At 49.9% G+C, this 24,682-nt stretch carries 23 protein-coding genes and 1 tRNA gene; 5 read left to right on the plus strand and 19 right to left on the minus strand.

Annotated features, from left to right (window positions below; translation table 11 throughout):
• The first annotated feature begins 79 nt into the window (after positions 1-79).
• Entirely contained in the window at positions 80-268 is a 189-nt protein-coding gene (locus C3F13_15235) for a twin-arginine translocase TatA/TatE family subunit (GenBank protein PWB50862.1), read from the plus strand.
• Between the two features lie 168 nt (positions 269-436).
• Here the strand turns inward: C3F13_15235 and C3F13_15240 are convergent, their stop codons facing one another.
• The 7 genes from C3F13_15240 to C3F13_15270 form a co-directional block, all read right to left on the minus strand.
• Positions 437-766, minus strand: coding sequence for an SCP-2 family sterol carrier protein (locus tag C3F13_15240; GenBank protein PWB50863.1), 330 nt, complete (start codon positions 764-766; stop codon positions 437-439).
• Between the two features lie 44 nt (positions 767-810).
• Positions 811-2,010 carry an acetyl-CoA C-acyltransferase gene (locus C3F13_15245; GenBank protein ID PWB50986.1) on the minus strand — a complete coding sequence of 400 codons (1,200 nt, stop codon included), beginning with the start codon at positions 2,008-2,010 and terminating at the stop codon, positions 811-813.
• Positions 2,011-2,026: 16 nt separating this feature from the next.
• Positions 2,027-4,438: a 3-hydroxyacyl-CoA dehydrogenase gene (locus tag C3F13_15250; protein ID PWB50864.1), complete on the minus strand. Its 2,412-nt coding sequence runs from the start codon at positions 4,436-4,438 to the stop codon at positions 2,027-2,029.
• Between the two features lie 87 nt (positions 4,439-4,525).
• Entirely contained in the window at positions 4,526-5,773 is a 1,248-nt protein-coding gene (locus C3F13_15255; protein PWB50865.1) for an acyl-CoA dehydrogenase, read from the minus strand.
• A gap of 42 nt (positions 5,774-5,815) precedes the next feature.
• Positions 5,816-6,910, minus strand: a complete 1,095-nt coding sequence (locus tag C3F13_15260; protein PWB50866.1) for an acyl-CoA dehydrogenase — start codon at positions 6,908-6,910, stop codon at positions 5,816-5,818.
• A 27-nt stretch (positions 6,911-6,937) separates the two neighbouring features.
• Entirely contained in the window at positions 6,938-7,960 is a 1,023-nt protein-coding gene (locus C3F13_15265; GenBank protein PWB50867.1) for an MBL fold metallo-hydrolase, read from the minus strand.
• Positions 7,961-8,524 carry a TetR family transcriptional regulator gene (locus tag C3F13_15270; GenBank protein ID PWB50868.1) on the minus strand — a complete coding sequence of 188 codons (564 nt, stop codon included), beginning with the start codon at positions 8,522-8,524 and terminating at the stop codon, positions 7,961-7,963. It abuts the gene before it with no gap.
• Positions 8,525-8,674: 150 nt separating this feature from the next.
• Here C3F13_15270 and C3F13_15275 point away from each other — a divergent pair.
• Both C3F13_15275 and C3F13_15280 read left to right on the plus strand, forming a co-directional pair.
• Positions 8,675-8,749 (plus strand) — tRNA-Pro (locus C3F13_15275).
• Between the two features lie 76 nt (positions 8,750-8,825).
• Positions 8,826-9,620 carry an alpha/beta hydrolase gene (locus C3F13_15280; protein ID PWB50869.1) on the plus strand — a complete coding sequence of 265 codons (795 nt, stop codon included), beginning with the start codon at positions 8,826-8,828 and terminating at the stop codon, positions 9,618-9,620.
• On the opposite strand, the gene nadD is transcribed toward C3F13_15280, so the two are convergent.
• Positions 9,599-10,216 (minus strand): nicotinate (nicotinamide) nucleotide adenylyltransferase, encoded by a 618-nt coding sequence (gene nadD / locus C3F13_15285; GenBank protein ID PWB50870.1) that lies wholly within the window; start codon positions 10,214-10,216, stop codon positions 9,599-9,601. The two genes, C3F13_15280 and nadD, sit on opposite strands and share 22 nt — an antisense overlap.
• 3 nt (positions 10,217-10,219) lie before the next feature.
• Positions 10,220-11,479, minus strand: coding sequence for a GTPase ObgE (locus C3F13_15290; protein ID PWB50871.1), 1,260 nt, complete (start codon positions 11,477-11,479; stop codon positions 10,220-10,222).
• Positions 11,480-11,659: 180 nt separating this feature from the next.
• Between C3F13_15290 and C3F13_15295 the strand changes: the two genes are divergently transcribed.
• A complete protein-coding gene (locus C3F13_15295) occupies positions 11,660-12,280 on the plus strand; it encodes a redox-sensing transcriptional repressor Rex (protein PWB50872.1) in 621 nt (206 codons plus the stop codon).
• Positions 12,281-12,341: 61 nt separating this feature from the next.
• On the opposite strand, the gene C3F13_15300 is transcribed toward C3F13_15295, so the two are convergent.
• The 6 genes from C3F13_15300 to C3F13_15325 are packed head-to-tail and all read right to left on the minus strand — an operon-like array spanning position 12,342 to position 18,921.
• The gene (locus tag C3F13_15300) at positions 12,342-13,349 is read right to left on the minus strand and encodes a rod shape-determining protein (protein ID PWB50873.1); all 1,008 of its coding nucleotides are present in this window, start codon (positions 13,347-13,349) and stop codon (positions 12,342-12,344) included.
• Positions 13,350-13,351: 2 nt separating this feature from the next.
• Positions 13,352-13,804: a F0F1 ATP synthase subunit epsilon gene (gene atpC, locus C3F13_15305; protein PWB50874.1), complete on the minus strand. Its 453-nt coding sequence runs from the start codon at positions 13,802-13,804 to the stop codon at positions 13,352-13,354.
• Between the two features lie 23 nt (positions 13,805-13,827).
• Positions 13,828-15,231, minus strand: a complete 1,404-nt coding sequence (atpD, locus tag C3F13_15310; GenBank protein PWB50875.1) for a F0F1 ATP synthase subunit beta — start codon at positions 15,229-15,231, stop codon at positions 13,828-13,830.
• A gap of 27 nt (positions 15,232-15,258) precedes the next feature.
• Positions 15,259-16,149 carry an ATP synthase F1 subunit gamma gene (gene atpG / locus C3F13_15315; protein ID PWB50876.1) on the minus strand — a complete coding sequence of 297 codons (891 nt, stop codon included), beginning with the start codon at positions 16,147-16,149 and terminating at the stop codon, positions 15,259-15,261.
• A gap of 19 nt (positions 16,150-16,168) precedes the next feature.
• A complete protein-coding gene (locus C3F13_15320; GenBank protein PWB50877.1) occupies positions 16,169-17,830 on the minus strand; it encodes a F0F1 ATP synthase subunit alpha in 1,662 nt (553 codons plus the stop codon).
• Between the two features lie 20 nt (positions 17,831-17,850).
• The gene (locus tag C3F13_15325; protein ID PWB50878.1) at positions 17,851-18,921 is read right to left on the minus strand and encodes a peptidase M28; all 1,071 of its coding nucleotides are present in this window, start codon (positions 18,919-18,921) and stop codon (positions 17,851-17,853) included.
• 206 nt (positions 18,922-19,127) lie between these two features.
• Between C3F13_15325 and C3F13_15330 the strand changes: the two genes are divergently transcribed.
• Positions 19,128-19,979 carry a hypothetical protein gene (locus tag C3F13_15330; protein PWB50879.1) on the plus strand — a complete coding sequence of 284 codons (852 nt, stop codon included), beginning with the start codon at positions 19,128-19,130 and terminating at the stop codon, positions 19,977-19,979.
• Here C3F13_15330 and ppk1 read toward each other — a convergent pair.
• The 4 genes from ppk1 to pstC form a co-directional block, all read right to left on the minus strand.
• Entirely contained in the window at positions 19,963-22,083 is a 2,121-nt protein-coding gene (gene ppk1, locus C3F13_15335; protein PWB50880.1) for a polyphosphate kinase 1, read from the minus strand. The genes C3F13_15330 and ppk1 overlap by 17 nt on opposite strands.
• A 24-nt stretch (positions 22,084-22,107) precedes the next feature.
• Positions 22,108-22,863 (minus strand): phosphate ABC transporter ATP-binding protein, encoded by a 756-nt coding sequence (gene pstB, locus C3F13_15340; GenBank protein PWB50881.1) that lies wholly within the window; start codon positions 22,861-22,863, stop codon positions 22,108-22,110.
• Between the two features lie 9 nt (positions 22,864-22,872).
• Positions 22,873-23,694, minus strand: a complete 822-nt coding sequence (pstA, locus tag C3F13_15345) for a phosphate ABC transporter, permease protein PstA (protein PWB50987.1) — start codon at positions 23,692-23,694, stop codon at positions 22,873-22,875.
• An 81-nt stretch (positions 23,695-23,775) separates the two neighbouring features.
• A complete protein-coding gene (gene pstC / locus C3F13_15350) occupies positions 23,776-24,672 on the minus strand; it encodes a phosphate ABC transporter permease subunit PstC (protein PWB50882.1) in 897 nt (298 codons plus the stop codon).
• Between the last annotated feature and the right edge of the window lie 10 nt (positions 24,673-24,682).

A 24,682-nucleotide genomic window follows, 5' to 3' on the forward strand; every position in this document is an offset into this window, starting at 1 on the left:
ATAACCGGTTTGAAGAATATTATTCCAAAGCGAGTATAATAATTATGCATAAATTTTCAAAGCGCAAGGAGAGAATTACATGCCTAGCTGGCTTGGTGGACCTGAATTATTAATTGTCTTGGTTATCGTAATCCTGATATTTGGCGTCGGTCGGATCGCCAATATTGGTGGTGAGCTTGGTAAGGGGATCAGCGCCTTTCGAAAAGGGCTGAAAGGTGACGAAGAACCTAAGCCTACTGAAGAAGAAAAGAAGGAAGGGCAGGGTTAGCTCCGACTACTCATTAATTGTTGTTTTCTTCTTTTCTAATTATAGAATATTCATAGCCGTTGACGATTGTCAGCGGTTTTCCTTTAAATGATGGGTTTTGATTGATGCGAATATAAAAAAAGAAGTGCCTGCATTCACTTGCTTTGCAGGCACTTCTACTTGCTGCAGTTACTTCATTTTGAAAAACGAAGTCAGCTTCATCGCCAGGTTCAAGTCACCTTTTAGCTGAAGCTTACCCTGCATGAAAGCTGCCATGCCATCCATCTTGCCCAGCAGGATGTCGCCAAACTCTCTGCCATCCGCGGTCAGAGTCACTTTCGGATTTTCAGTAATGCCTTCGACCACTTTGCAAGCGCCATCCTTGATGGTGATGATCCAATCTCCACCTTCATCTCCAGTTAAATGGTATTGGATCACCGCATCCACCCCTGCAGCTTTCTCTGGCATGAATGCTTTCTCGTGGTTTTGGATCAATTGCTGAACAGTGTATTCTGTCATTTTCGCTCTCCTTGTATAATCACTCTCGTTATGTCTGGGCAGGCTTAATTTATATTCTCAAATATTCCCGCTGCACCCATGCCACCACCGATGCACATGGATACCATGCCAAATTGCACGTTTCGGCGCTTCATCTCGTTGATCAATTGCGTGGTTAGCTTGGCGCCGGTGCATCCCAGTGGATGGCCCAGGGCAATCGCCCCACCGTTAACATTGGTGATTTCAGGATTTATACCCACTTCACGGATAACAGCCAGGCTCTGTGCAGCAAATGCCTCGTTGAGCTCAATCAGGCTGATGTCACTCAGGCTCAAGCCGGCCAACTTTAGCGCCTTGGGTATTGCAACGATTGGCCCAATACCCATATATTCGGGCTCTACACCCCCCACTGCAAAAGCGACGAAGCGTACTAGCGGCTTCAATCCAAGGCTTTCAGCCTTAGCGCGTGACATGATGATCACCGCTCCAGCACCATCGGACATTTGCGAGGAGTTCCCCGCAGTCACGGTACCGCCTTCCTTGAAAGCGGGTTTTAATTTCGCCAGTGCTTCTACTGTCGTATCTGCCCTGGGTCCTTCATCCCTTGTAAATACATATGTATTTCGTTTTAATGTCCCTGATTTTTCATATTCCACCAGCTCGACTTCCATGGGTACGATTTCAGGATCGAATATGCCTGATACCACAGCCCGGTTAGCTTTTATATGGCTTTCATAGGCAAATGTGTCCTGGTCTGCCCGGCTGATCCCGTACTTTTCCGACACATTTTCAGCGGTCAACCCCATCCCAAGATAAGCTCCCGGCCACTCGGCTGCCAGGTACGGATTAGGGGAAAATTTCAGCCCGGTCATGGGTACCATGGTCATCGATTCAGCACCGCCAGCGATAACACAGTCCATTTGTCCTGCCATGATGCCAAAAGCAGCATGGGCAATACTCTGCATGCCTGAAGAACAGAAGCGGTTGATCGTCTCGGCTGGCACCGTAACTGGCAGGCCTGCGCGTAAAGCGACCAGGCGGGACATATTCAAACCTTGCTCACCCTCCGGAAATGCACAGCCCAGGATGACATCGTTTACATCTTCAGGTTTCAATCCTTCGGCGCGTTTGAGCAGTTCTCTAATCACTGCCACTGCCATCTCGTCCGGCCTGACGGTAGCCAGGCTACCGCGTTTTGCCTTTCCAACCGCAGTCCGGGCAGCAGCCACAATTACAGGATCACGGGAAGCATCAATAGTTGTCATCATTCACTCTCCATTATTAATTCCGTAACGGCTTGCCGGTTTGCAACATGTTGATCATGCGCTGCCTGGTCTTCTCTTCACCACACAGCGACATAAATGCCTCACGTTCCAAATCCAGGATATATTGCTCATCAACCCAGGTTGGCTTGCTGATGTCACCGCCTGTCATGACAATGGCAAGCTTACCGGCCATATGGGCTTCATATTCAGTGATGTACTTGCCTTCCTTCATCATGTGGATGGCTACACGCAAAGCCCCTAAAGCATCCCGCCCTGCCGCATAGATCTTCTCCGGAAGCGGTGGATGGTAGCCTGTTGCCACCATGTGCAGCACTTCTTTCTTCGCCTCAGCCAGTAGCAGCTCCTTGTTCATCACTACCCGGTCATTCGGACCGAGTATGCCCATCTGTCGGGCTTCCTCGGCACTGGTAGCCACCTTCGCCAAGCCGATCTGTTGGAATACACGCTGCAAGAAAGGCAGTACTTCCGCTCCATCGGTTTTCATCGCCGGGTTGACGATGCGGCGTAACATTTCCTTGGTCCCACCACCTGCTGGTATCACCCCCACACCGAATTCCACGAAACCGGTGTACAGCTCAGCTGCAGCTACCACCCGGCTTCCGTGGGTCGTCACCTCAGCGCCACCACCCAGAGCCAGACCAGCCGGAGCAACAATTACTGGCTTGGGGGAGTAGCGGGCTTTCATATTCAAGTCTTGTAAACCCTTGACAATGCTATTTAATTTTTCCCACTCACCCATTTGAGCAGCCATCACCACCAGCATGATATTTGCACCGGCGCTGAAATTATCGGCTTCATTGCCAATCACCATACCGACAAAATCGCGCTCCAAACGTTCCTGGCCGGCGACGATCATGTTAGCAATATCTTCGTCCAGGGCGTTCATCTTGGTGTGGAATTCCACGCAAGCCACACCGTCGCCCAGGTCGAACAAGGTAGCTCCTGGGTTCTTGTCGATCACTTTCTGCTCTTTTAGTAGAACCAAAGAAGCTGGACGTTTGATGATCTCATATTTCCCCAGCACTGGATTATAGACACCGACCTTGATGCCTCCTTCATATTTATAGAATGTATTGAATCCACTGGAGGTCATTTTACCAACCCAATCAGCTGCAGGGAAACCAGCTTGCTTCATGGCTGGTAGGGTCTCTACCACGCCCAGCATATCCCACACTTCAAACGGACCAGCATCATGCCCGAACCCCCAGCGCATGGCATCGTCCAATGGCTTGGGTGTATCAGCAATCTCCGGAACAAGCTCGGAAGCATAGGATAATCCCTGGTATGTCAGAGCCCGCACAAGCTGGCCGGCGCGATCTTCAGCAGAGATCAAGATCTTTAATTTTTCACCCAGATCTTCACTATCTTTCACCTTACCGATCGACTCAAAGCGTACTTTTTTTGGTGCTTCATAGTCCATCGTTTTTAAATTCATCGACCAGAATTCGCGGTTTCCTTCCGGTGTGCGCACCTCTTTATAGAATCCCTGCTTCACCTTGTTGCCGAGCCAGCCTTTTTCAACCATCGTATGAATCATGGTATTGACTGGTACAGAATTCAGGTATTTCAAGGCATGTGTATCATTGGGTATAGCTGGGGCGAGATTATTTCCCACATGTTCCCATACATCGATACCCACCAGGTCGATCAATCTGAAGGTGGCTGTCTTTGGCCTGCCCATAGCTGGGCCAGTTATAGCATCCACTTCATCCACAGTGTAGCCGTTCTCCAGGATGTAATCCAGGGCAAAGGCACCTCCACCAAATCCCAACCTGTTGGCGATAAAATTAGGTGTATCCTTGCATAGCACAATCCCTTTTCCTAACCGATATTCGCCAAACTCACTGATTGCCTCAACAACCGCTGGTAAGGTATCTTTGGTCGGGATTACTTCCAGCAGTTTTAAGTAACGTGGCGGGTTGAAGAAGTGTGTGCCCAGGAAATGTTGCTTAAAACCATCCGACAGACCTTCGGCGATCGATGTGACCGGTATTCCTGAGGTGTTAGTGCTGATGATGGTATTCTCAGGTCGGATGGCATCGATGCGCTTCATCAAATCTTGCTTAATTTTCAGGTTCTCCACGATTGCTTCGATCACCCAATCTGCTGACTTGATCACCTCCAGATCGTCTTCCAGGTTCCCGATGGACACCAAAGCAGGCATTTCGGAAGTGAAGAACGACGCGGGTCGAGATTTGATCGCCCGGTCAAGCCCCTGTTGGACGATGCGATTACGCACCACCTTGTCTTGCAGGGTCAATCCTTTTTGTTCTTCTTCAGGAAGCAGCTTATTTGGAACGATGTCGAGCAAGGTCACCGGCACACCTGCGTTGGCCAGATGAGCTGCCACTGCGGCACCCATCGTCCCCGACCCGATGACCACAGCCTTGTGAAATTTGTATTTCATGGTTCCTCCTCCATTACAATTGTTGTGTATGTTCCAAAGATAGGACCATCTATTTCAAATTTTCTTTTATTGGATGAGACCTTTCGTTTAACGCAGGTCCCTGCCAGTGTAGCCCAGGATATTGCGTGCTACGATCAATCGGTTGATCTGCCCGGTTCCTTCATAAATATCACTGATTTTGGCGTCCCTAAACCATTTCTCCAGCAAAAATTCGCAGCTGTAGCCCAGCGGACCCATGATCTCCACCGCCTTCTGTGTGATCTTGGTGACCACATCGCCACCGCGCACCTTCGACATCGATGCTTCGCGAACGTTGTGCTTCCGGTTATCCGCCATCCAGACTGCCTTGAGCACCAGCAACCAGGCAGAGCGCAGCTGGACTTCCATATCTATCACATCGCGCTCTATGCTGGTCAGTTTCTGCCGGGGGAGACCGTACCGGATAGTGATCCCCTGCTGGGCAAGCAAATCTTTGAGCAACTCAAGCGTCGCCCTGGCCACACCCACTGCTGTTGCACCAATGAGAGGCCGGGTAGCATCAAAAGTAGCCATGGCACCCTTAAACCCTTCGGTAGACTTTTGCTCCACCTCTGGACTGCCCAGGATATGATCGAATGGCACTCGGCAATCCTCCAGCACGATCGAGGCAGTGTCACTGGCCCTGATGCCCATCTTATCCTCGAGCTTGGTCACCTTTGCACCGGGTGTCCCTGCTTCGACAACAAACGAGCGTATTCCCGCCCTTCCCGCAGATGGATCGATGGTCGCCCATACTACGACCAGCCCATCGCCTTCCTCGAGCGCTTTTTGCCCGCAGGTAACAAAGATTTTTTCACCATTCAAGATCCATTCATTTTTCTCTTTATCCAAGACTGCCGTAGCCCGAATGGCTGAGTTGTCCGATCCAGCTCCAGCCTCGGTCATCGCCATGGCTCCAAAAGCAGGTTTTTCTGAGTTAAATCTAGCCAGGAATTTTTTCTTTTGCTCCGCGTTTCCTGCTGCTTCGATAGCTGCCGAGCCAAGGCCACCTCCAGGCATGCACAGGAACAGCCCAACGTCACCATAAGAGAGTATTTCCAACATCGAAGCTAACATCTGATAACCGATACGTGGCCGTTCTTTCCCTTCTGCATCTTTTTTCGGTTCAGATGGCGCTAGACCACCCCCTCCACCTGCCATTTGTTGAACCGAATGCATAAAGTTAATGAATTCCCAAGGGATCTCGTGCTCATGATCATCAAAATAACGCGAAACAGGCCGCATCCGGTAATCGGCAGCAATTTTCAGCATCTCATTCTGCTTGGCAATTGGTTTAGGTGCTTCAAATTCGATCATTTTCTCATCTCCTATTTCTATTTTCTCTCACCTTACCCAGGCTTATACGATCGCCAACCCGGTGAAGGTAGCAAAACCACGACCTTCACGCATCCATTTTTCGACGGGATGCTCCCGGATATAGCCGTGACCACCTAGAATTTGTACTGCACGGTCGGTCACCATCATGGCCATATCAACTGCACCTGTGTAGGCCAGATATGCTTCCTTGTACGCATCTTCTTTCCCGGTATCGAGCATCCAGGCGGCTTCCCAGGTGAGCACACGGATAGCCTCGATCTCGGTCGCCATCTCGGCCATCATAAAGGCGATCGATTGCTTCTGAGCCACCTTCATTCCGAACACCTCACGCTCTTTGGAATAATTTATGGCGTAATCCAATGCAGCCTTTGAAACACCCAATGCCAATGCAGCATTCGCCAGCCAGGCTGATGCCAGAATGGGAGCAAAATCATGCCCACCTACGCCGCCTAGCCGGTTGGTAGTGGGAATTTTTACCTCATTGAACTTTACTGGGTGCAAAAATAAGGCGTGAAGCCCAAGCAGCTTCTGCCGCTCTCCGATGCTCACACCTTCTTTTCCAGCAGGCACAATGAAACCCTGGGTCTTTCCATCCAGTGAAGCATACACGATCATCATCTTGGCATCCCTGGCAAATGGGACATAGGTCTTCTCACCCGTGATGATGATCTCATCTCCCTCGATGGTGGCCGTTGTCTTCAGGTCATTCGGGTCATAGTCATAATGTGGCTCAATGAGGGCTGCGGTATATGCTGCCCAATCGCCTTCAACAATCGGAGGCAGGTATTGGCTTTTCTGCTCCTCGCTGCCTCCCAGCAGGATCGGAACGGCAAATAACCCCGGTGCCATCACGGACAGTGTCGCGGGCAAGTCACCATACGCCATTTCCTCTGCTGCTAGCACCCCGGTCACTGCTGAATGCTCTCCGAATCCGCCATAGGCTTCGGGCGTGGAAGCCTGCAGCACTCCCAGTTCCCAGCCTTTTTTAATTAGGCTCAGCGGGAACTGGGCTTCCTCATCTGCATCGTGGGCGGCTGGTCGAAGGTTGCTGGTGGCATATCTGGCCACGGTATCGATCAGCATTTGTTGTTCTTCCGTTGGTTCAAATGAATACATGGGTTCCTCCTTCATCGTTTGGTTTGGCTAGAAATTATCGATCTCGCAATCAACACTCTGGTACTGAATAGGAACAAGGTTTGGGTTTTCCTCAATTTCTGTTAGGTTGGCGATCTTCAAGTAACCTCTCTGGTAGAGATATTCGACGTGTGCACCTGCCTCTTCTAGCGCTAACAAAATAGTGTATCCTTCAACTTTGCCGAACAGGTATTTTGACAGCTCAGCAATCGTGTGTGGGTTGGTTAACAGCTTAATGATAGTCTGTAATCTTTCCCGGTGCACCTTCCTTATCTCTTCGATCCTTCCATTCAGGTCATACACCGGGTTTTCGTGCCCACACAGGGTGAGCCTGACTTTTTTCGATAATTTACGGGCGATTTCCAAAGAAGACAGGTAGGTTTCTAACCCAGTTGATAACGTAATCTGCTCCGGAGCCTGGTGCGGGCTGGTCTTCTCAAGTATATGGTCTCCGCTAAATAGGACATCGTGTAATTGGATGATTACATGCCCAGCACAATGGCCAGGGACGTGGGTGAAGCTGAATGGACCTAATCTCATTCCAACGGCCTCGTAGGTGAGGTCAACATTCACCGAACGGTACAGGCTCTTGGTGATTTTATACATGGCAAGCTCGTTTTCACGTTGTTCAGCGGAAACGCCCGCTTCGGTGAGGAACTCTTCTAATCGATGGGCTGCTATGGACAAGCGCTCTTCGTGATTGGAAACAATACGCCGGTCGAGCTCATGGATACAGATTTTGGCCTGGCTGCGTTCGCGAATATATGGCAGTCCACCAAAATGGTCAATATGCCCGTGAGTGATGAAGATATGGCTTAACTGGCTGAACGTGATCGGTTCTCCCCGTAAATTACCGACTTCTTCAAATCCCGTCTCCAGCTCCTCGTTCGCTTCACCGAAGCCTGAACCGCTATCGATGAGCACGCGATACTTTCCAAATATCACCAGGTACACATTCCCAATTAATTGAGGGAATTCATGCAATTGGATCTGATAAATTTCTGCCTTACTTGAAGTCTGGTAGGTGTTCATCTACTGGATAACCAAACCCTTTAATAACAGGTCCGCAAACAGGTTGGCAATCTCGTCCGCTGAGCGTGGACCATCACTGCGGTACCAGGTAACTGACCAATTCATCACTCCCAGGATAGCTCTTCCGGTGAGAGATGGGTCAACATCACCGAATACCCCTTCTCGCTGCCCGGCAATGATCAAATCTCTCCACAATCTTTCGAATTTCTCCCTGCGCTCCGCCAGGCGGGTCTTTTGCTCAGGGTCAAGTGCACGCAGCTCTAGGAGCAACACGGCTGACAAGTTCTTATTTTCGGCGATCGTTTGAAAATAAGATAGCATGGCCTGGCGGAGTTTTTCATCCGGGGTAAGGGCCTGAGAAGACACAGCTTCCAGGTTTTTATTGATTAAATCCAGGGCTTCATCGAGGATATCTGCCAGGATTTCCTGTTTACTTGCAAAATGATGGTACAGGCTGGCTTTTTGGAGGTTAACCGCTTCAGCAATATCCTGCATGGACGTGGCATGGAAACCCTTCTCACTGAAGATCCTGGCCGCTGCCTCGAGGATACCCTCTCGGGTCAAGTTTCGCCTCCCTACCGAACATTCGGTAGGGATAGCATATCAAACTTACAGACTGATGTCAAGCGTTTTTACTCTTAATTTATTGGTGAGCTTTTGGTAAAGGGTTGCCAGAACTGCATGAATACGCTATAATCTGCCCGCTGTTCGTAGCGGGGCGTAGCGCAGTCCGGCTAGCGCGCTTGCATGGGGTGCAAGAGGTCCCGGGTTCAACTCCCGGCGCCCCGACAGCAACAAGCTCCAACTCCTCGTATAATATGGGGAGTTGGTTTTATTTGTCCGGGGAGAATGCTAGGAGAAAAATATGAGATTTCCGCTTGATTCTGGTTACCTTGAATACCAACGCTCAGGTAGCGGTATTCCACTTCTGTTCATCCACGGCTACCCCCTCTCACGCAAGATCTGGCAAGCCCAGCTCTCTGGCCTGGTGGATATCGCTGCCATGCTCGCTGTTGACCTGCGCGGTCATGGTGCCTCTTATCCATTCGATGGTCCATACTGGATGGACCTGCTGGCCAAGGATTGTTATCGATTAGTCATCGAACAAAAAGTCGATCTACCGCTCGTGGTTTGTGGCTTATCCATGGGCGGATATATTACCTTTGCCCTTTATCGTAATCACCCAGAAATATTTAAAGGCATGATCCTGACTTCCACCCGTGCTGCCCCCGATTCTCCGGAAGGCAAGGTGAATCGAGAAGCTGGAATAAAAAATGTCAGGGAGCAGGGCGTGCCAGTTATCGTCAATGGAATGCTTCCCAAGGTAGTATCCACAAAAACAAGCACATCGAACACCGCCCTGGTCAGTACCATCCAGCAGATCATGCTCGAGACGTCTGTAAATGGTGTGATCGGTGCCTTGCATGGCATGCGCGATCGCCCCGATTCCACACCTCTGCTCGCTAAAATCACCTGCCCCGTGTTGATCGTCCACGGAGCCGACGATCAGTTGATTCCCGTGGCAGAGGCGGAACTGATGAGCAGGCTTATTCCGTATGCCCAGCTAGTGGTTATTCCCGATTCAGGTCACCTGCCCAACATGGAACAGCCCCAATTTTTTAACCAGGCTGTGCGCGACTATTTGGATGGCTTATCTTGAGGGTAGTAAAGCTTGTGATTTAGGATGTAATGGAAGATATTCTCTGGGAGGAAGTAGCGCACGGGTTTACCCAGTGCCACCCGGTTGCGGATGTCAGTACCTGAAATCTCGATCAGGGGCGTATCTAGGAAAGTTATTTTCTCTCTTATCCCGGGAATTTCGATGACGACGGTGGAGAGATCACTCCCTTCACCTGGTCTACCCATTACTCCAAGCCCCTGGCACAGGGAGGTGAAGCGCTTTGGCTCATGCCAGGTCGGCAGGTCGTTCAAAGAATCGGCTCCCATTAAATAGATAAATTCATCGCGCGGCGATTTTTCGCGCAACAACTGCACGGTATCCGCCGCGTAATGCGGTGGCGGCCGATCAATATCTACTCGCGATAAGCTGAACTTCGCATTTCCGGCGATCGCTAATAGCACCATTGACATGCGGTCATCCGTATGCGTAATCCTCAGCGTCGTTTTATGGGGTGGATATGGAGTGAGCACCCACAGAACCTGATCCAAATTAAGCTGGGCTGCAGCTTCCTCTGCCAGGATCTGGTGCCCAATATGGGGTGGATCAAAGGTGCCTCCGAATACTCCAACTCTCATCGATTAATCCATCCACTCCAGCACATAATCACTGATGCTAACCATGTCACCTTCCTTGACGCCGGCTTTTCGCAAGTCTTTATCGATCCCCAAGGCTTGCAAAATACGCTGGAATCGCCTGATTGAAGCATCATTGTCCCAATATGTCATAGCAGCAGCTCTCTCGATCGCAGGTCCACTGATACGCCATCCATCCGAGATGCGTTTAATTTCATATCTTCTCGGATCCGCTACAGGCGAGTAAACCGGTAGGCTCTCTTCCGGGATAATAACCGGGGCCTCACGCAGCAGGTCATATGCTTTGGATAGCATTTGTTTTACATTGGTTCCTGTCGCAGCAGAGACTGCCATCACTGAGATATCTTTTTTCTTTAATTTCCGTTGGAAGCTCTCCCAGCGAGCCTGGACATCCGGCAAGTCCGACTTATTCAACGCCACCACCTGTGGTTTTTTCGCCAGGTCGGGGTCAAACAGAGCAAGCTCTGAGTTTATTTGGGCATAGTCAAGAAGTGGGTCTTCCGCCAGACCATCCAGCAGGTGAATCAAGACACGTGTCCGTTGTATGTGCCGTAAAAACTCAAAGCCCAGCCCAGTCCCCATGTGTGCCCCCTCGATCAGGCCAGGGATATCCGCTAGGATCAACGTTCGTTCACCGTCAAGCACAGCCACACCTAAATTGGGCTCGATCGTCGTGAAAGGGTAATCAGCGATCTTCGGTTTAGCGTTGGTAATAGCTGCTAGCAGTGTGGATTTACCTGCATTCGGCACACCAATGATCCCCACATCAGCGATCAAGCGCAGCTCCAAGCGCAGGTTACGTTCCTCCCCCGGTGCACCTTTTTCAGCCATTCGTGGAGCCTGGTCGCGCGAGTTGGCAAAACGGGCATTGCCTCGCCCACCTCTGCCCCCTTTGCATAGCACGACTTCCTGATCAGCATCCACAAGGTCTGCAATCAACTTTCCATCATCGACATTGTAGATGATCGTCCCTGGTGGAACTGTAATAACCAGGTGTTCGGCTGAATGCCCAGTCCGGTTGCTCTTCGCACCTGGTTTACCATCCGGAGCAATAAAGCGATGCTGGTGCTGGAATTCCTGCAGGGTATTCAAGATTGGCGATACCTTGAAAATTACATCACCACCTCTGCCTCCATCGCCACCATCAGGACCGCCGCGAGGAATATACTTTTCACGGCGGAAATGGACCGAGCCATCCCCACCCTTACCCGATTTTACGTAAATTTCTGCTTCATCAATAAACATGATTGGATTGCCTGCTTCTATGTGCTTCGCGTAGGATTATACCATTCTCAAATATCGCTCCTTTTGATTGTGCTATTTTTGTCCAATACTAGTTTAATGGTTGTATCTTCATTGTGGGGAATTGCACTATAGTTAAAACTGTGGTAGAGTAATACCTATTCCGCCCAAACAGGAGGAGCGATGGCAGACAAATTTGTTCCGAATATCGTTGTTGGCCGGTTACCACTCTATCTTAGAACCTTACAGCTGATGAGCCAGGAAGGCCGCCGGGTAACTTCATCGCAGGAGCTTGGAGAAAAGCTGGGCATTTCTGCAGCCCAAATCCGCAAAGATCTATCTCAGTTCGGTGAGTTTGGCAAACAAGGCACCGGATACAACATCGATTACCTCACTGACCAGCTGCGCAAGATCCTGTGCGTCAATAAAGTATGGGATGTAGCTGTGGTGGGCATTGGTGATGTGGGCCATGCCCTGGCGCGGTACCAGGGCTTTTCCAATCGAGGTTTCCGAGTTGCACTTTTATTCGACAATGATCCTCAAAAGATCGGGACAGAGGTCGGAGGCTTTGTCATCGAGGATATTTCCGATATGGTTTCCAGGATCAAGCTATCAGGGGTGCAAGTTGCCATGTTATCCGTCCCGGTAGACTATGCTCAACAGGTAACCAACCAATTGGTCGAGGCTGGGGTGAAAGCCATCCTTAATTATGCGCCGATTAATATCTCAGTGCCACCTGAAGTGCATGTTCAATACATTGATCCTGTATTGCACCTGCAACGCATGACCTATTATCTGGATTAAATAAAAAAGGTGAGCTGCTCAATACCTAATCAGATTAGCTCACCTGGATATTTTTAATATATTAAACAGTGATCAAGTTTCGCCTGAGCATATCGTGCATTTTAATTGCTCGTGCAGCTCCAAGTACGATGCACGTGGTTGGGTTATCTACCAGATAAGCCGGCACACCCAACTCCTTGGTGAACAGCTTATCGATCCCACGCAATAATGCCGCACCACCGCACAAGGCAATGCCCCGGTCGATAATATCTGAAACCAGCTCTGGGGGTGTTTTTTCCAACACATGCCTGGCAGTTTCAACGATAGCATGCAGTGGCTCTTCAACTGCGTCAATGATCTCTCCGGTTGTCAATGTAATCGGCCTGGGTAAGCCGCTTACCTGATCCTGCCCCTGGATTTCCACACTTTGTTCTTCATCCTGAGGTACAGCAGCCCCGATTTTGATCTTCACCTGTTCGGCAGTGATCTGTCCAATAATCAGGCCGTATTTCTTGCGAACATAACTCACAATGGCTTCATCCAGTGATGTCCCACCGGCCCGTAATGTCTCACCGGTGACGATCCCATACATGGCAATTACTGCCACCTGGGTTGTGCCTCCCCCCAGACACAAGATCAGGTTTCCTGAAGGTGTCCCGATGGGTAGATCAATCCCAATTGCAGCAGCAAGGGGTTGCTGGATCAAGGCTACATCACGGCTGCCTGCCTGTAGTGCTGCTTCATGAACAGCTCGGCGTTCGACGCTCGTGATACCATTCGGAACGGTGATCATCACCTGCGGCCGGAAGAATTGCAATGGCCCACCCAGTTTACGTAGGATATCTCGCAAGATATACTCGGCTACTTCGTAATCGGCAATTACTCCGTTTCGCAAGGGCCGGTTAACTTCAATCGTATCGGGTACCCGCCCAAGCATATCCTGGGCTTCTTTGCCCCATGAGACCATTTTCTGTTCAGAAATGATGATCGCTGCGACAGTCGGCTCGTCAAGCAGCATTTGCCCACCTTCGGCAGCCCGCGTGTTATTTGTACCGAGATCAATTCCGAGGTCTTTCGAAAATATCGGCATTTTTATTTAGGTGGTTCTTCGCTGGTACCAGGAAACCTGGTACGCTGTCCACGATAGCGCTTCACCGCCTGCAAGCGTAGGTTGGACCGCCTTAGAGCAGATTCGATCTTCAGGTAGGCGTCACTATCCGCAGGTAAGCCTTGCTTGAGGTATTCCTCAGCGCGCCTCTTTGCCGCTTCAGCCCGGTTGATGTCAATCTCCTGCACATTCTCAGCCGCGTCTGCCATCACTGTGATCAGGTCAGGTTGAACTTCGATGACCCCACCTGCAACCGTGAAGATTTGCTCCTGGCCTTGATAGCGGACACGTAAAATGCCGAATTTTAATGTCGATAACAGCGGTGCATGGTTGGGTAGGATACCCATCTCTCCCTGGATGCCAGGGACGATCACCATATCAGCCTCACCAGCAAACACCTGGCGGTCTTGTGATACGATTTCACACCGAATGGACATGGTTAGCCTTCTACTGCCAGCCTTTAGGCAGTTTTCGCTAGCTGGTTGGCCTGCTCGACAACTTCATCGATTCCTCCAACCATCATGAATGCCTGTTCCGGAAGATCATCATGCTTCCCTTCAAGGATCTCCCTGAACCCGCGCACCGTCTCGCGCAATGGGACGTATCGGCCTTCTCGCCCGGTGAATACGGTGGCAACGTAAAATGGCTGCGAGAAGAAGCGTTCTATCTTTCGCGCCCTTGACACGATCAGCTTGTCATCTTCACTCAATTCATCGACACCAAGAATGGCAATGATGTCTTGCAAGTCCTTATAACGCTGTAGCACGCGCTGGACTTCACGAGCCGTATTGTAATGCTCCTCACCCACGATGAGTGGGTCGAGGATGCGCGAGGTAGAGGTCAGAGGATCGACCGCCGGGTAAATACCCTTTTCAACGATCGAACGCTCCAGGGCAATCGTGGCGTCCAGGTGGGTGAAGGTCGCCACGGGTGCCGGATCGGAGTAATCATCGGCAGGTACGTATACAGCCTGCATGGAAGTGATCGACCCGTGACGTGTTGATGTGATGCGCTCCTGCAGCTCACCCATTTCGGTGGCCAAAGTTGGTTGGTAACCTACTGCAGACGGCATGCGACCCAGCAGCGCCGATACTTCTGAGCCTGACATGCTGAACCGGAAGATGTTATCAATGAAGAGCAATACATCACGTCCTTCATCACGGAAGTATTCAGCCATCGATAGGGCTGCAAGGGCCACGCGTAACCTCACACCTGGAGGTTCATTCATCTGACCATAAACCATGACGGTATCCTTCATCACGCCCGATTCGATCATTTCACGGTAGAGTTGAGTCCCCTCACGCGTTCGTTCACCTACCCCAGCAAAGACTGAGTTTCCCTGGTGGACCGTGGCGATTGAGCGGATCAGCTCTGTGATGATTACCGTCTTGCCCACACCCGCACCACCAAAGATGCCCGTTTTACCACCCCGGGTGAACGGGGCAATTAAATCAATGACTTTAATACCTGTTTCGAACACTTCCACCCGCGTGGACTGATCTTCAAATTTTGGAGCAGGCCGATGGATTGGGTAATATAGCTCAGCGGTAACCTCCGAACCTCCGTCCACAGGGCGTCCTAATACATTAAAGACCCGGCCGAGGGTAGCTGGTCCCACCGGCACTTTGATCGGTGCACCCAAAGCATTCACAGGTAAATTTCTCTGCAAGCCATCCGTCGAGTCCATCGCGACACAGCGCACCCAGTTATTCCCCAGGTGTTTTTCAACTTCGAGGATCAGCGGTAGCTGTCCTTCGCGTGTCACTTCCAGGGCATCATACACATCCGGTAGTTGCCCAATCGGAAATTCAACATCTACTACACCACCCATTACCTGCACAACCTGGCCGGTCAATCGAGCCATGCGTACCTCCTGATAAACATAATAACATCATTTTATTGCCAAAGCCTCTACACCACCGACAATATCAAGGATTTCACCTGTGATACCTTGCTGTCGGGCTTTGTTGTATTCGAGCTGAAGAGCACTAGCCAGCTCGGTGGCACTGTCAGTCGCATTCTTCATTGCCACCATTCTGGCGGCATGCTCGCTTGCCAGGGATTCCATGATCGCCTGGTAGACCTGCAGTGCGGTGAATCGTGGCACGATTTCATCGAGAATTTCTTCCTCATTGGGTTCATAAATGTAAGCCGCAGCAGCTTTTTTGGTTTGCTCGAAAGCAACGACCCGGCCTTCTCCACCGCCAATCTCCAGTGGGAGCAGCTGCTTGATCGTTGGAACCTGCAAGACCATATTGATAAAGTCGGTATATACCAGATATACCCGGTCAGCCTTTCCACTCAGAAACTCATCCACGGCCAGTCGTCCAATCGCTGAAACATCTGAGAACGACGGTGCGGCTGGCAAATGGCTGAATTCAGCAATCACGCGCTTCCGCCTGCGCATCATCATATCCCGGCCTTTACGGCCAACGCAAATGTAATTTACAGGTGTTTCCTTGGAATTAAATTTACTCAATACAAAGCGGACAATATTTGAGTTGTATGCGCCTGCCAGACCACGATCTCCGGCTATTAAAACAACCAGTTCGGTTCGGTCTTCAGCTCTTGGCGTAAGCAAGGGATGCAAAGTAGCTCGGCCAGGCTGACCGGCAATATGGGTCAAAACCTGCCAGGCTTTGGTGGCGTACGGCCTGGTGCGTAGCATAGCCGCCATCGCCTTGCGCACATTGCTGGCACTCACTGCTTGTAGAGCCCGAGTTACCTGGGCAATATTCTTGACGCTGCGTATGCGAAGTCTGACTTCCCTAGCGTTTGCCATTTATCCTCATCCAATAAAGCTATTGCCAGGTTGATGTAAATGTCGTTAAAGCTTCAGTGAGCTTAGCTTCAGTTTCAGGTGTGATCTTCTTTTCTTCGGTGATCGACTTGCCGATCTCCGGATGTGAAGTCGCCATATAGCGCAGCAGAGAGGTCTCCCACCTGCGCATTTGATCTAAGGGTACGTTATCAGCAAAACCGCGTGTGCCAGCGAAAATTTCGATGATCTGATCTTCCAATGATAAAGGTTGGTATTGCGGTTGCTTCAAAATCTCCTGGAGGTGCTGACCACGATTGAGCTGAGCCTGGGTAGCTTTGTCCAAATCGGAGCCGAACTGAGCAAAAGCGGCCAGCTCGCGGAAAGCAGCCATATCCAGTCGCAATCGACCAGCCACCTGGCGGAACGCACGTGTTTGGGCATCGCCTCCCACGCGTGATACTGAAAGACCTACGTTCACAGCTGGCCGGATACCAGCATAGAACAGGTTGCCTTCCAGGTAGATCTGCCCATCGGTGATCGAGATCACGTTGGTTGGAATGTATGCAGACACATCGCCGAGCAGAGTCTCAATAATCGGTAGGGCAGTGAGTGAACCACCGGTACCGCTGAGCCTTACAGCTTTATAACCATCCGGATTATCCAGCTTTTTAATAGCTTCAGCTACGTACTGCCTGGCTAACGGTCCACCAAACACCTCACCATCCAGACCATCGTTCTTTTCGGCGACATTCCCAACATAGTCTTGCTTCACAATTACATACTGGTCAGCAAGCCGTGCCGCCCGTTCTAACAAGCGAGAGTGCAAGTAAAACACATCGCCAGGGTAAGCTTCACGCCCAGGCGGTCTACGCAGCAGCAGTGATACCTGGCGGTATGCCCAGGCATGCTTCGAAAGGTCATCGTAGATGCAGAGCGCGTCACGCCCGGTTTCCATGAACTCTTCCCCAATGGCACAACCTGCATACGGGGCGATGTATTGAAGGGCGGCAGGCTCATCAGCAGCAGCAACAACCACGGTTGTGTATTCCATGGCACCATAGCGCTCCAGGGTGGCTACGGTGCGAGCAATGGCTGCTTTTTTCTGCCCGATGGCGACATAGATGCAGAAAAGCTCCTTGCCTTTCTGGTTAATGATCGTGTCAAGTGCCAGGGCAGTTTTTCCTGTCTGGCGGTCGCCAATGATCAATTCACGCTGGCCTCGCCCCAAGGGGATCATCGAGTCAATCGCTTTAAGCCCAGTTTGTACGGGTGAATCCACGTCTTTACGCTGTACCACGCCTGGTGCAATACGTTCGATTGGTCGGAAGCTGTTCGATTTGATCGGCCCCTTTCCATCGACAGGGATACCCAGGGCATTCACTACCCGGCCTACCATGCCATCCCCAACCGGAACAGATGCGATTCTACCCGTAGCGCGTACTAACATCCCTTCCGCGATTTCAGAGTATTCGCCCATGATGATGACGCCTACGTTGTCTTTCTCAAGGTTGAAGGCGATTCCCATCACCCCATTAGCAAACTGTACCAGTTCCTGTGATTTGACATCCACCAGCCCGCGGACGCGGGCAATACCATCACCCGCTTCGACGACATTCCCAACGTCACTTAAGCCTAATTCAGGCTTGTAGGAATCGATTTGCTTTTGAAGATCATCAGTGATTTGCTTGATTAGGTCTGTCATTACTCCCTCCGGCTGCATTGCTACTCAGTTAAGGATGCTACCGTGCTGGCATCCAACCGGTCAATGAGCGCCAATAACAACTTCACCGTATTATCGTAGTCATCGCGATGGATGATCGAGCTATGGGAATGAATATGGCGAGCGGTCACCCCGAGAACGATGGTTGGCACCCCGATGCCATGCAGGTGTATGGCCGCGCCATCGGTCGCACCACCTTCAATTGCTGACAGTTGTAAAGGAACCCCAACCTGTTTGGCAACCTCAATTACCAGGTCCCTCAGGCGGATATTGGGGATCATCCTTACGTCATATAACACCATGCTTGGACCTTGCCCAAGCTTGAGCGATGATTCATCTGGTTTGATACCTGGGATATCACCAGCGATATCCGACTCTAGGACGATCGCTACATCCGGGTCAACTGCTCGTACGCTGGTGGTTGCGCCGCGAATCCCAACCTCCTCCATCACGGTTGCCACGCCATACACCGTGTTGGGGTGATGCTTATTCTGCAGTTCTTTTAAAGCCGATATGAGCATGGCAGTTCCAACCCGGTCATCGAAGGCTTTTGACAGGTAGGTTTTCCCGCCGGTTAGCTCGACAAAATCAGCCCTGGGGGAGACCGGATCACCTAACTGTACACCCGCAGCCTCAACATCTTCCTTACTGGTGGCCCCGATATCGATATACATATCTTTACGCTTGACTACTTTTTCCCGCTCATCGGCGGGTAATAAATGAGGGGGTTTCGCACCGATTACACCAACAACATCACCTTTCTTTGTTTGAACGACAACCCGCTGGCCTAAAAGGACCTGGTCAAACCAACCACCGAGCGTTAAGAATTTTAAGAATCCTTCAGGTGTAATTTGCTTGACCATGAAACCGATTTCGTCCATATGACCGGCCAGCATGATCCTAGGTCTTTCAGCATCCCCGAGTTTTCGGCAGATCACGCTCCCAATCTTGTCCTGGCTAAGCTCTCCATAGCCATCCAGATATTTCCGTACAATAGCACGGATCGGTGTTTCGTAGCCTGATACTCCTGGAGTTTCAGTTAGTTCTTTCAGTAAATTTAATGTAAAATCCATTGGAGGGATACCTCAAATTTCAGGAATAAAAGCGGTCAAATGATACCTGAAAGAATCAATCTTGTCTAGTTATCGCGCTCTTTCAAATAAAATATTACTGAATGATAATCGTTCGGTAACATTATCTTTTGATTTGACTAGGTTATTCACGAAGTGAAGCTTTCCTATAAAATATTGAAGAAGGTTATTCTTGAGATCGAGGAGAAATGCAAATGATTCACATAATAACCGATACAACTTCCGGTCTTCCCAGGGAATATGCTGAAAAATATCATATTCCAGTGATTCCTCAGATCATTAACTTTGAAAACAAGTCATTTTACGAGGGAGTGGATATTAACAACGCACAATTCATGCGTATGCTTAAAGAAGCAAAAATTCTTCCGAAAACCGCCGCCCCTCCTCCCGAACTTTTTGTAAAGGAATTTGAGCAACTTGTTCAATTAAACGAACCGATTTTTTGCATTCATCCATCTGCTGAGGTAAGTGGCACCGTCAGGTCAGCCCAAACAGCAGCTCTGGAATTCCCCACAGCGGATATCCGCGTCATTGATACCCGCACGATCGGTAGCCCTCTTGCAACACTCATCGAGCTAGCTGCTGAGTGGAACGAAGCCGGTGTGGGTGCAGACATGATCGAGCGAAATATTGAGCAAATGATCCCTCGCAACCGCGTCTATTTCATGGTGGACACTCTTGAGTATTTGGCCAAAGGTGGCAGGATTGGTGGCGCTGCGGCGCTCTTGGGAAGTGTCCTCAAAATAAAACCTATCCTTGTTTTGAAGGATGGGCGCGTTGACCAATTCGAAAAAGAACGGACTCAGAAACATGCCTTCAACCGCATGATTGAGCTGGTGAAAACCCAGGCTGCCGGAAATGGGCAAGCGTTTGTATCCGTGATGCATGCTGCTGTACCAGAACTGGCGGTTAATTTTCGCGATGCGTTATGCGGGATAATGAATATCACCAATATCCCAATTCTCGATGTGCCCCCAGCAATCGTCACTCATGGAGGCCCTGGTATTTTGGCCGCGGCTTTCTTTACCGACGGCTTGTAATAAACCAGTTTTGGATGCTTAAAGGCTCGTCATTTTCTTGTGGCTTTACCCTTACATAAGAGCCATCTGCAAGCATCCTCCTGGCTTTGATATTGTCCTGGTAATAGATCTTCAAGATATTATCGCGGATATGCAGGATCATGTCCTTGTCCTGCACCGGGAATAACGCTTCAACCCGGCGGTCAATATTGCGCGGCATTAGATCAGCGCTGCCGAGATATATCTCCTCATTGCCGCCATTTTTAAAGTAGTAGATACGGCTGTGCTCAAGGAACCTACCCACAATGCTAGTGACTTGAATATTATCACTGACCCCTGGCAAGCCTGGCCGCAAGCAGCAGATACCTCGTACGAATAGATCAACCTTTACCCCGGCTTGTGAAGCTACATAAAGCAACTGGATCATCTTCTTATCGACAAGTGAGTTGATCTTGAAAATGAGGTGTCCCTGTCCGCCGTTTCTTTGAATCTCGATTTCTCGATTTATTAGGGCGGTCATCTGGCTGCGCAAGTTAATCGGAGCCACCAACAGTTTTAAGTATTCTTTTTTGGAGGAGTATCCAGTAAGGTAATTAAATAGATCTGTAGCATCGGCCCCCATTTGTGGGTCGCAGGTGAACATGCCGATATCTTCGTAGATCTGGGCCGTGATAGCATTGTAATTCCCAGTTGCCAGATGGAGGTACCTGGTAATGCCTTCTCCTTCCTTGCGAATCACCATCGCGACTTTAGAGTGGGTTTTCAATCCCAGCAAGCCATAGACCACATGCACTCCTTCTTTTTCAAGCATCCTGGCCCAGACGATATTGCTCTCTTCATCAAAACGAGCTTTAAGTTCAACCAATACGGCCACTTGCTTCCCATTCTCGGCTGCTTCGAGTAAGGCATCCACAACGGGCGGTTTGCTTCCAACCCGGTAGAGAGTCATTTTGATCGCCAGTACATCCGGATCATTGGCTGCAGTTTTCAAGAATTTAATCACCGGTGAGAACGAGTCATATGGATGGTGCAGCAGGATGTCATGCTCACGAATTGCAGCAAATATGTTTTCACCATCAATGTGCTTAAGCGGCCTTGGCACAGCCGGCTTGAATGGCGGATCCTTGATATCGTAGCGGTCAATGGCATGCAGCGCCCATAGGTCACTGTATCCCATCGGCCCTTCAATCGTGTAAACCTCATTTCGGGTGATCTCGAGGTTTTCTATCAAAATCTCCTGGATACGTGCAGACATTGTCTCGTTGATGGTGATCATGATCACAGTTCCAAAGCGTCGTTGCCTAACCGTTTGTTCCATGGTCTCCAACAAATCTGCCGCTTCCAATTCCTGGATTGCCATATCAGCATCTCGGACTACCCGGAACGGGTAAGCTTGAACGACCTCCATTCCCGGAAATAACGAAGACAGGTTCGTAGCGATAACTTGCTCCAGCCAAACAAAATAATGGTGATAAGGAACTGTCCCATCCTTCCGCACTCCTCCGGATGAGCGTTTTATGGGTACCAGGCGAGGTAAGGTGTTTGGAACCTTAATCCTGGCGAAATGCTGATTTCCTTTTTTATCCTTAAGCAACACTGCCATATTTAATGAAAGGTTTGATATATGCGGGAAAGGATGCCCTGGATCGAAAGCCAACGGGGTTAACACAGGGAATATCACATCACGGTAGTAGTTTTCGATGTTTTCTTTTTGCTGTTTATTCAGCTCTTTATAATCCAGGATGAAGATGCCAGCATCCTTCAAAGCAGGTATGAGCTTGGTCCGGAAATATGATGATGCTTCCTTCATTGCAGAACTTGCTACCTTACGGATTTCTGCCAGCTGTTCCGCCGGGGTCAATCCATCAGCAGGTAGATCAAGCACACCCGCATCCACTTGTTTCTTTAAACCAGCGACTCTCACCATGAAGAACTCGTCCAGGTTTGAGCCAACAATTGCGAGAAACTTCACCCGTTCTAGAAGAGGGTTATTTTCATCGACAGCTTCTTCGAAAACACGGTGCTGAAATTGAAGTGCGCTGAGCTCGCGGTTAATGAATAATCGCGGAGAGTCCAGGTCGATTATTGTTTCTGGGCTAACAGTTTTTTCAGTTGTTGTGTCCAATGCACACCTTGATGACCAGAGTTATTAGCCAAATCTACCCATGATGTAATCTTCGGTACGTTTGTCTTTAGGGGTGACAAACAATTCCTGCCCCATTCCTTGTTCAATCACTTCGCCTTGCAAAAAAAATATCGCGAGGTCAGCCACGCGTGCTGCCTGCTGGATGGAGTGTGGAACCAGGATGATTGTATACGTTTTTTTAAGTTCCTGCAATGAAGCTTCTACTTTACCGGTTGAGATAGGATCCAGGCCAGATGTCGGTTCGTCCAGCAGGATCACTTCAGGTTTCAAGACCAGGCTGCGGGCAAGACACAGCCGTTGTTGTTGGCCACCCGACAAGGCGATTGCTGGATCATCCAAGCGATCCTTGACTTCATCCCACAAGGCAGCCTGTCTCAGGCTGCTTTCGACAGCTTCATTCATCGTTTTGCTGCTTTTTTCACCAGCGACTTCCAGGCCATAGGTGAGATTACCCCGGATACTCATCGGTAGTACAACCGGACGGGCGAAAACCATACCGACCCGCCTGCGTAACGAGATCACATCTACCCTAGGCCCCAGGATATCCTCGTTGTCCAGCAGCACTTTTCCCGTTAACAGCTTCACGTCCGCCAGGTCATTCAAACGGTTGAACACGCGCAGGATCGAGGATTTTCCACCACCAGCTGGACCGAAAAACACTGTAATCTGGTTTGCCGGGATATCGATACTGATATCCCGCAGCGATTCCTTCCCATCAGAATACATCAGATTCAAGTGCTCAATCTTTATCTTGATCATCATTGCAACCTACCATTGCCTATGCGCACGTGCCCTGGAACGTATGAGCGTTGCAATCAGGTTCATCCCAAGCACAAAAGCGATCAACACTAAAGCCGTCCCATATTGAATTTGAACAGGCATGCCTGGTACTTGCGTGGATATCACATATAAGTGGTATGGCAACGCCATGGTTGGATCAAATACGGATTGAGGTAATTTCGGTAGGAAGAAAGCCGCCGCAGTAAACAGGATCGGTGCAGTTTCACCAGCTGCGCGTTCCAAACCAAGGATCACGCCCGTCATAATCCCAGGCAGCGATTGAGGAAGGACAATCCTGCGGATAGTTTGCCATTTGGTGGCACCGACCGAAATGCTTACCACTCTGAAGGATTGCGGCACCGCTCTCAAAGCTTCTTCGGCCGTGCTGATGATCACCGGTATGGTCATGATGGATAAGGTCAGCGAACCTGCCAGAATGCTGGTTCCGAATTTCAAGAAAATCACGAACATTCCCAATCCGAAGAGTCCATAGACCACTGAAGGAATTCCTGCCAGATTGATGATCGAGATGCGTATCATCCTCGTCCAGCGGTTATCGGGGGCATACTCTGATAGGTAAATTGCTGACCCAATTCCCAGTGGAACCGAAAATACCGCCGTGCCAATCGTGAGCAAAATTGTGCCCACAATCGCTGGCATGATCCCACCTTGCTTGACGCCATCAGACGGAAATGTGGTTAAGAATTCCCAAGAGATGGCTGGTAATCCTTTAATTAATATGTAGATGACAATGGCACAAATCGGGATAACCGTGAGCACCGTGGTGAGTAATAAAAAGCCAAATCCAATCTTCTGTTTGAATAGGCGCGTTCCAGAAGATCCAGGATTTTTATAAAGTTTGGCTATCCGCCCAATCACACTAAAATCTCCCTAGGATAATATCCGTTCAGAACGCTTGCGCTGTTTGAACATCGCCGAAGACGCCGCTATATTGATGCCAAGCGATATCACGAATAAAACCAGCCCGATGAAGAACAGCACATGGTAATGCGTGCTTCCGGTAGCTACCTCACCCATCTCAGCAGCAATGGTGGCAGTCATTGTTCTTACCGGACTAATAAATGAGTTCAGATGGATTGGCATAATTGGCGCATTCCCGGTGACCATCATCACTGCCATCGTCTCACCGATAACCCGCCCAACTCCCAGCATGACACCGGTGATCACCCCGCTACGCGCGGCTGGTAAGGTTACCCGCCAGATGGTCTGCCATTGGGTAGCCCCCAGGGCAAGTGCCGCATCCCGATACGACCTGGGTACCGAATCAAGAGCATCTTCAGCCACAGAGACGATCGTGGGTATAGCCACTGCACTGAGTAATATAAATCCAGCCAATGCTGAGAGACCGGTTGGCAAGTCCAGCAAACGGCGGAGGTTTGGGGCCAGTATGATGATACCCAGAAAACCAAGTACCACCGATGGGATGCCCCCTAATACTTCAACGATCGGCTTCAGGAAATCGCGCGTCTTACGCGGGGCAACTTCAGCGATGTATACTGCGGTAAACAAGCCAACCGGTATGGCAATCACCGCGGCTCCGATGGTTACTATGATCGAACCGCCCAGTAAGGGTAGTAAACCAAAATAATCTTCGATCGGATACCATCGTGTGGATAACAGGTTAGATATCGAAACCTCTTGAAGAGTCGGTAAGCCTTCACGCAATAAAAAGAAAAATATCATCAAGACAAAGATGATTGCCGAATAACCCGATACCTTAATTAATAAAGTCAGGATAAATTCCGTTGGTTTTTGTGTCTTGTTCATTCTTTCCATA

The sequence above is a fragment of the Anaerolineales bacterium genome (assembly GCA_003105035.1).
In the GTDB taxonomy this organism is placed as follows: Bacteria; Chloroflexota; Anaerolineae; order Anaerolineales; family UBA4823; genus FEB-25.